Raw genomic sequence first — 6,410 nt, 5'->3', positions numbered from 1 at the left:
TTTATTAGCTTCGTTTCTGGTCACAGGCAGCATCTCCTGGCTGTATTATTCTGATCGTCTGGTTGAATTTCCTTTGGGAGTGTTTGGTATTGCCTTATCCACCGTCATTCTGCCCAGCTTGTCACAACAACATGCAGCAAAATCCGCAGAGGCCTTTTCAGACACTATCGACTGGGCATTAAAGTGGGTATTTTTACTGGGCATGCCAGCAGCAATCGGACTCATAGTATTAGCGGAACCGCTATTAATTACCTTGTTCCAATATGGCGAATTCAGTAGCGGTGATGCCCACAAAGCCTCGTTGAGCCTGATGGCATATGGACTTGGCTTACTGCCTTTTATCTTTATCAAAGTATTAGCACCAGGATATTTTGCCCGTCAGGATACGAAAACGCCCGTGAAAATCGGCATTATTGCGATGGTCAGCAATATGGTGCTCAACGTTATTCTGATGATATATCTAGCACACGTTGGTCTCGCTTTAGCCACTGCTTTGTCTGCTGCGCTCAACGCCTCACTGCTGTATATCGGCCTCAGAAAACGCAACGTCTACTCACCCAACCCTGGCTGGGCCAAGTTTGGTATCAAACTGTTGATATCGAATCTTGGATTATTGATGATGTTACTGCTGTTAATGCCTGCAGCTGATGTCTGGGGAGACTGGGATGTTTGGCAACGCTGTGCACAACTTTTTGGTCTGATTGCAGGTTCTGCTGCCGTTTACTTCCTGTTGCTGGCCTTATTTGGTATCAAAATCAAAAACCTGATTCGCCCGATCACTCGATAAAAAAAGGCCCTCCGAAGAGGGCCTAAGCACTACGAGGACAAATAATTGTGTTAGAAGCGACGGCCGATACCTACGCCCCAAACAAAGGGATCGATATCAGTATTGATTCTTAGGCGACCGGCAGCAGTATCGTCAAAATGAGCTTCGGTATCGATATCAATATATTTGACATCAAAGTTCACAAACCAATCTTGGTTAATCGCAACATCGACACCAGCTTGAACTGCCAATCCCCAAGAGCTATCCAGCTTGATGTCATCTCCTGCAGCAGCGACCAGTGAATCACTTGGGACTTTTTCATCGAAAAAATAGGTGTAGTTAATACCAGCACCAACGTAAGGACGGACATCGCCATCAGGTCGGAAGTGATACTGAAGCAACAACGTTGGTGGTAGAACCTTAGATTCTATTACTTGACTAGAACCATTCAACCCTAAACCTCTGGCCGTAGTCTCAGCACCTTTATGTACATCAACATTGTGTTCTGAAAAACCAAGAATCAGCTCAACACCCCAGTTGCGGGTAAGCATGTAGGTAATATCCAGCTCGGGCACGGTATCATCATCAACCTTTACGCCTTCACCGATACTAGCGTAGCTTCCAGGCGAGAGTGCATCCGTATATAAACGGCCACTATCATCATTCGGTGCAACGTTAATCACACGACCACGAACCAACCAATCTCCCGCCTCATAGGCGTAAACAGGGGCGGTCAGGGCTGATAAACCAATCGCAGCAAGTAGGGCTGTAGCTAATTTTGTTGTTTTCACTTTTTAATTCCTCCACGGACAATATCATTTCCATCAACTTGAGAAATATTGTCGTAGAAGACAGCAATTATCGCATTGACCTGGATCAATAAAAGATGTGCTGGTGTAAAAAATTAACCACAGAGTTGTTTGAGTCGCTCGGCATCACGCAAAGAAATGGCTTTATTCTGAATATCTATCAGACCGTCATCCTGAAACCGCGTAAACAGCCGACTCACCGTCTCAACAGCCAGTCCCAGATGGTTGGCAATATCACCGCGCGACATCGTGAGCTGGAAGTCCTTAGATGAAAAGCCACGATCCTGAAATCGTTTGGATATTGAAAGTAGGAATGTAGCCAGTTTTTCTTCAGCCGTTTTTTTGCCTAATAAAAACATCAGACTTTTATCACCCGAAAGTTCACGACTGAGACGAGACATCAACTGCATTTGCAGTTGCGGCATTGTAGCGCTGAATTCTTGCAACTTTTCAAAAGGAAGCTCACAGACGGAACTGCTCTCTAACGACTTAGCTGTCGATTTATAGGCCTGTTCATAAATTGCATCCATACCGATGAACTCACCTGGAAAATAAAACCCCGTAACCTGTTCACGCCCATCATTGGCTTGCACCGTCGTTTTGAATGATCCAGAGCGGACAACAAAGATAGATCGAAAGGGTGTTTCGTTATTAAATAAAGACTGACCACGTGAATAACTCTGACTACGCTTAATAATTTTATCCAGCTCAGCAAGATCATTGCTATGCAGGCCTAATGGTAGGCAGAGCTTGTATAAAGCACAGTCCTGACAGGCAATATTGTGGTCATGTTCGACTTTGGCGAGGTCATTGAATAACGGAGTAACGTTGCTCGACTGGGCCATAGTGGATCCTATATATGCGACATGGCATATAATACCCCTTCAAACCCTTGTTCGAAACAGTTATTATCTCTTTTTATTATTAAACTCAGGACTCACAATGACCACTCGTAGCGCGACAGTAGCGCGAAATACGCTGGAAACCCAAATTGAGGTTTCTCTCAACCTGGACGGTAGCGGTTCATTCCACGCCGAAACAGGCGTCCCCTTCCTCGATCACATGATGGAGCAGATAGCGCGTCATGGTCTGTTTGATCTCAGTATTAAGGCTAATGGTGATTTGCACATTGATGCGCATCACACGGTGGAAGACATCGGCATTACCATCGGCCAGGCTTTAAAAAAAGCACTGGGCGATAAAAAGGGTGTCGTACGTTATGGTCATGCCTATGTTCCGTTGGATGAGGCTTTGTCCCGCGTAGTGCTGGACTTATCGGGTCGTCCGGGAATTGAATTCGATGTCACTTTCACCCGTGACAAAATTGGCGAATTCGATGTGGATTTGTTTTATGAGTTTTTTCAGGGACTGGTCAATCACGCCGGTCTGACCTTACACATCGATAATCTGAAAGGTCGCAATGCGCACCACATCGCTGAAACAATATTTAAAGCCTTTGGTCGTGCTTTGCGAATGGCTGTTGCTTTGGATCAGCGAGCCTTGGAACAGTTACCTTCTACGAAAGGGGCGTTATAATTTTTTAATCTGAAAAATTATCAGCTTCTTCCAATCAAAGAAAAGTGCAAACAGGTATAACATGCGTCGCGTAGCAGTGATCGACTATGGAATGGGCAATCTTCGTTCTGTATCAAAGGCTCTGGAAGCCGTTTCCAATCAGGTAGCTGTTGAGGTTACTTCTGATCCTGAATTAATTCTATCCGCCAGCCACATTGTATTTCCCGGTGTAGGCGCAATTCGCGACTGCATTTCTGAACTGAAACGGCTGGGACTAGATGACGTCATCAAAGAAGCCTCCGAAACCAAACCTTTCCTCGGCATTTGTCTCGGTATGCAGGCTTTATTGACTCATAGTGAAGAAAATAATGGCACTGACGGACTCGATATCATTAAAGGTGATGTAAAACGGTTCGAAAAGCTGGTCGATTCTGACGGTAATAAACTTAAAGTCCCACACATGGGGTGGAATCAGGTTCATCAATCCGATAACCACCCTTTATGGCGTAAGATAGAACAGGATAGTCGATTCTATTTTGTTCACAGCTATTATGTGAGCCCCACTGATAACGACGTGGTGGCCGGCACCAGCCAGTACCCTGAGTCGTTTGCTGCGGCATTACAGCGCGATAATGTCTTTGCTGCCCAGTTTCACCCGGAAAAAAGCCAACGTGCTGGCCTGCAATTACTCGAAAATTTTGTAAACTGGGACGGTCAGAGTTGATCACCGCCCAATTAACGGAGAAAAAGATATGTTGTTAATCCCTGCCATTGATCTCAAGCAAGGTCACTGTGTGCGTTTGCGTCAGGGGCGTATGGAAGATAATACGGTGTTCTCTGAAGATCCTGTTGCGGTGGCACGACAATGGGTAGAAGCAGGGGCAAAACGACTGCATATGGTAGATCTGGACGGTGCTTTTGCCGGTAACCCGGTCAATGCAGATGTTATCCACAAAGTCTGTGAAACATTTCCTGACCTGGACGTACAGGTCGGTGGCGGTATACGTGACTGAAGAAACCATCGAAACCTATCTACATGCTGGTGTTCGTTATGTCATTCTGGGTACTAAAGCGATCAACGCGCCACATTTCGTCGGCGATGTCTGTGCTGAATTTCCGGGTCATATCATCATCGGTCTTGATGCCAAAGACGGTAAAGTAGCGATTGATGGCTGGTCAAAACTATCCAATCACGATGTCATTGATATTGCACAGCAATTTGAGCAAGACGGTGTTGAAGCCATCATTTACACAGATATCAGCCGAGACGGCATGATGCAGGGTGTGAATCTCGAATCCACCCGTAAACTGGCAAACGCCATTCAGATCCCGGTGATTGCCTCGGGTGGTGTCACCAACTATGATGATATTGAAGCCTTATGTGCTGCAGAAGGTGAGGGTGTCATGGGGGCTATTTTGGGTCGCGCTATTTACGAAGGCACAATCGATCTCAAGAAAGGCCAGGAAATGGCGGACAAACTTAATCCACCACTGGAATTCTGATAACGCTTATGGGCCTTGCTAAACGTATTATTCCCTGCCTTGATGTCGACGCAGGCCGCGTTGTTAAAGGCGTGCAGTTTGTTGATATCCGTGATGCCGGCGATCCGATAGAAGTCGCCAAACGCTATGATCTGCAAGGTGCTGACGAAATCACCTTTCTTGATATCACCGCCACGCATCATGAGCGTGACACTATGATTCATGTGGTCGAAGCCGTAGCCAGTCAGGTGTTTATCCCGCTGACCGTCGGTGGTGGTATTCGGACGGTGGATGATATTCGTCGCATGCTCAATGCCGGTGCTGACAAAGTCGGTATCAATTCCGCCGCAGTAAAAAATCCAGAGTTTGTCCGTGAAGCAGCTGAAAAATTTGGCTCCCAGTGCATCGTAGTCGCAATTGATGCAAAGAAAGTATCGGCTCAAAATGAAACCAGTAAGTGGGAAATATTCACCCATGGTGGTCGGCAACCTACCGGCATCGATGCAGTTGAGTGGGCTAAAAAAATGGTGGCACTGGGTGCCGGTGAAATTTTACTTACCAGCATGGATAAAGATGGCACCAAGTCCGGTTTTGATCTCGAACTTACTCGCGCTATCAGTGATGCTGTTGATGTACCCGTGATTGCCTCAGGTGGTGTCGGTAAACTGCAGGATCTGACTGACGGCATCAAACAAGGGCATGCCGATGCCGTATTGGCTGCCAGTATTTTTCACTTCGGTGAGCACACCGTCAAAGAAGCCAAACAACAGATGGCCAGTCAAGGTATTGAGGTTCGTCTCTGATGGGCTGGCTGGAACAAGTAAAATGGAATGATGATGGCTTAGTGCCCGTTATCACCCAGGAATTTGAAACCAAACAAGTACTTACACTGGCATGGCTGAATAAAGAAGCCTTGAAGCTTTGTGCAGAAACGGGACATGCCGTCTACTGGTCCCGCTCCAGACAAAAATTGTGGCACAAGGGCGAACAATCTGGTCATCAACAAATCATCAAATCCATTCGTCTGGATTGTGACAACGATGCTGTCTTATTAGAAGTTGTACAAAAAGGCGGCATTGCCTGCCATACTGGACGCCATCATTGTTTTTTCAACAAATTGGAAGAGGGTCGCTGGCAAGCGACTGAGCCCGTACTGAAAGATCCGAAAGAGATTTACTCATGAGCGATATTATCGACAAACTCAATCAGGTTCTACAGCAGCGTAAACAAGCCGATGCAGACAGCTCCTATGTCGCCGGTTTATATGCTGCCGGTACCGATAAAATATTGAAAAAGCTCGGCGAGGAAGCGGTAGAAACCGTTATTGCTGGCAAAGGCGGTCATCGTGATGAAATTATTTATGAAACGGCGGACTTATGGTTTCACAGTCTGGTTTTACTGGCGCATAATGATATCGATCCGCAACTGATTCTCAACGAATTGGAGCGTCGTTTCGGCCTATCCGGAATAGAAGAAAAAGCCAGTAGGAGCAAATAATGAATGACTGTCTGTTTTGTAAAATTCTCAATGGCGATATCCCATCAGATAAAGTCTTTGAAGACGACAAACTGTATGTATTCAAAGATATTGCCCCGAAAGCTGATGTGCATTTGCTGATCATCCCCAAAATTCATATTGCTCGTCTGGATCAAGCTACGCACGAGCATGCGGATTTGCTGTCACATATGTTATTAACATTGCCTGACTTAGCAAAAAATCAGGGCCTGGATACCGGTTTCCGGACCATTGTTAATACCGGACCAGGCGGTGGGCAGGAAGTCGATCACCTGCACTTTCATCTACTCGGTGGTCAATCACTGCCTGGCTTTAAATAGGAG

The 6,410-nt window shown here is 46.2% G+C and carries 9 protein-coding genes and 1 pseudogene; 8 read left to right on the top strand and 2 right to left on the bottom strand.

Annotated elements, in window-relative coordinates:
- A partial coding sequence (gene murJ, locus ACTF5U_RS00315) for a murein biosynthesis integral membrane protein MurJ (protein WP_438969629.1) occupies nt 1-787 on the top strand: 787 nt, incomplete at its 5' end.
- 50 nt (nt 788-837) lie between these two features.
- On the opposite strand, the gene ACTF5U_RS00310 is transcribed toward murJ, so the two are convergent.
- On the bottom strand, nt 838-1,557 hold the full coding sequence (locus tag ACTF5U_RS00310) for an OmpW/AlkL family protein (protein WP_438969628.1): 720 nt from the start codon (nt 1,555-1,557) through the stop codon (nt 838-840).
- Between the two features lie 113 nt (nt 1,558-1,670).
- A complete protein-coding gene (fnr, locus tag ACTF5U_RS00305; protein ID WP_438969627.1) occupies nt 1,671-2,420 on the bottom strand; it encodes a fumarate/nitrate reduction transcriptional regulator Fnr in 750 nt (249 codons plus the stop codon).
- Between the two features lie 97 nt (nt 2,421-2,517).
- On the opposite strand from fnr, the gene hisB reads away from it, so the two are divergent.
- The 7 genes and pseudogenes from hisB to ACTF5U_RS00270 all read left to right on the top strand — a co-directional run bounded on the left by hisB (nt 2,518) and on the right by ACTF5U_RS00270 (nt 6,407).
- Nucleotides 2,518-3,111, top strand: a complete 594-nt coding sequence (gene hisB / locus ACTF5U_RS00300; protein WP_438969626.1) for an imidazoleglycerol-phosphate dehydratase HisB — start codon at nt 2,518-2,520, stop codon at nt 3,109-3,111.
- A 61-nt stretch (nt 3,112-3,172) separates the two neighbouring features.
- Nucleotides 3,173-3,814 carry an imidazole glycerol phosphate synthase subunit HisH gene (gene hisH, locus ACTF5U_RS00295; protein WP_438969625.1) on the top strand — a complete coding sequence of 214 codons (642 nt, stop codon included), beginning with the start codon at nt 3,173-3,175 and terminating at the stop codon, nt 3,812-3,814.
- Between the two features lie 28 nt (nt 3,815-3,842).
- Nucleotides 3,843-4,593, top strand: a pseudogene (gene hisA, locus ACTF5U_RS00290) (1-(5-phosphoribosyl)-5-[(5-phosphoribosylamino)methylideneamino]imidazole-4-carboxamide isomerase).
- An 8-nt stretch (nt 4,594-4,601) separates the two neighbouring features.
- On the top strand, nt 4,602-5,375 hold the full coding sequence (gene hisF / locus ACTF5U_RS00285; RefSeq protein ID WP_438969624.1) for an imidazole glycerol phosphate synthase subunit HisF: 774 nt from the start codon (nt 4,602-4,604) through the stop codon (nt 5,373-5,375).
- Nucleotides 5,375-5,755 (top strand): phosphoribosyl-AMP cyclohydrolase, encoded by a 381-nt coding sequence (gene hisI / locus ACTF5U_RS00280; RefSeq protein WP_438969623.1) that lies wholly within the window; start codon nt 5,375-5,377, stop codon nt 5,753-5,755. Before hisF ends, hisI begins: the two co-directional genes overlap by 1 nt.
- A complete protein-coding gene (locus tag ACTF5U_RS00275; RefSeq protein WP_438969622.1) occupies nt 5,752-6,069 on the top strand; it encodes a phosphoribosyl-ATP diphosphatase in 318 nt (105 codons plus the stop codon). The genes hisI and ACTF5U_RS00275 overlap by 4 nt, the downstream gene beginning before the upstream one ends.
- A complete protein-coding gene (locus ACTF5U_RS00270; RefSeq protein WP_438969621.1) occupies nt 6,069-6,407 on the top strand; it encodes a histidine triad nucleotide-binding protein in 339 nt (112 codons plus the stop codon). Before ACTF5U_RS00275 ends, ACTF5U_RS00270 begins: the two co-directional genes overlap by 1 nt.
- Nucleotides 6,408-6,410 lie beyond the last annotated feature (3 nt).

Origin of the sequence: Methylophaga sp., from assembly GCF_965655755.1 — a bacterium.
In the GTDB taxonomy this organism is placed as follows: Bacteria; Pseudomonadota; Gammaproteobacteria; order Nitrosococcales; family Methylophagaceae; genus Methylophaga.
This window is presented reverse-complemented; position numbering and strand designations above follow the sequence as displayed.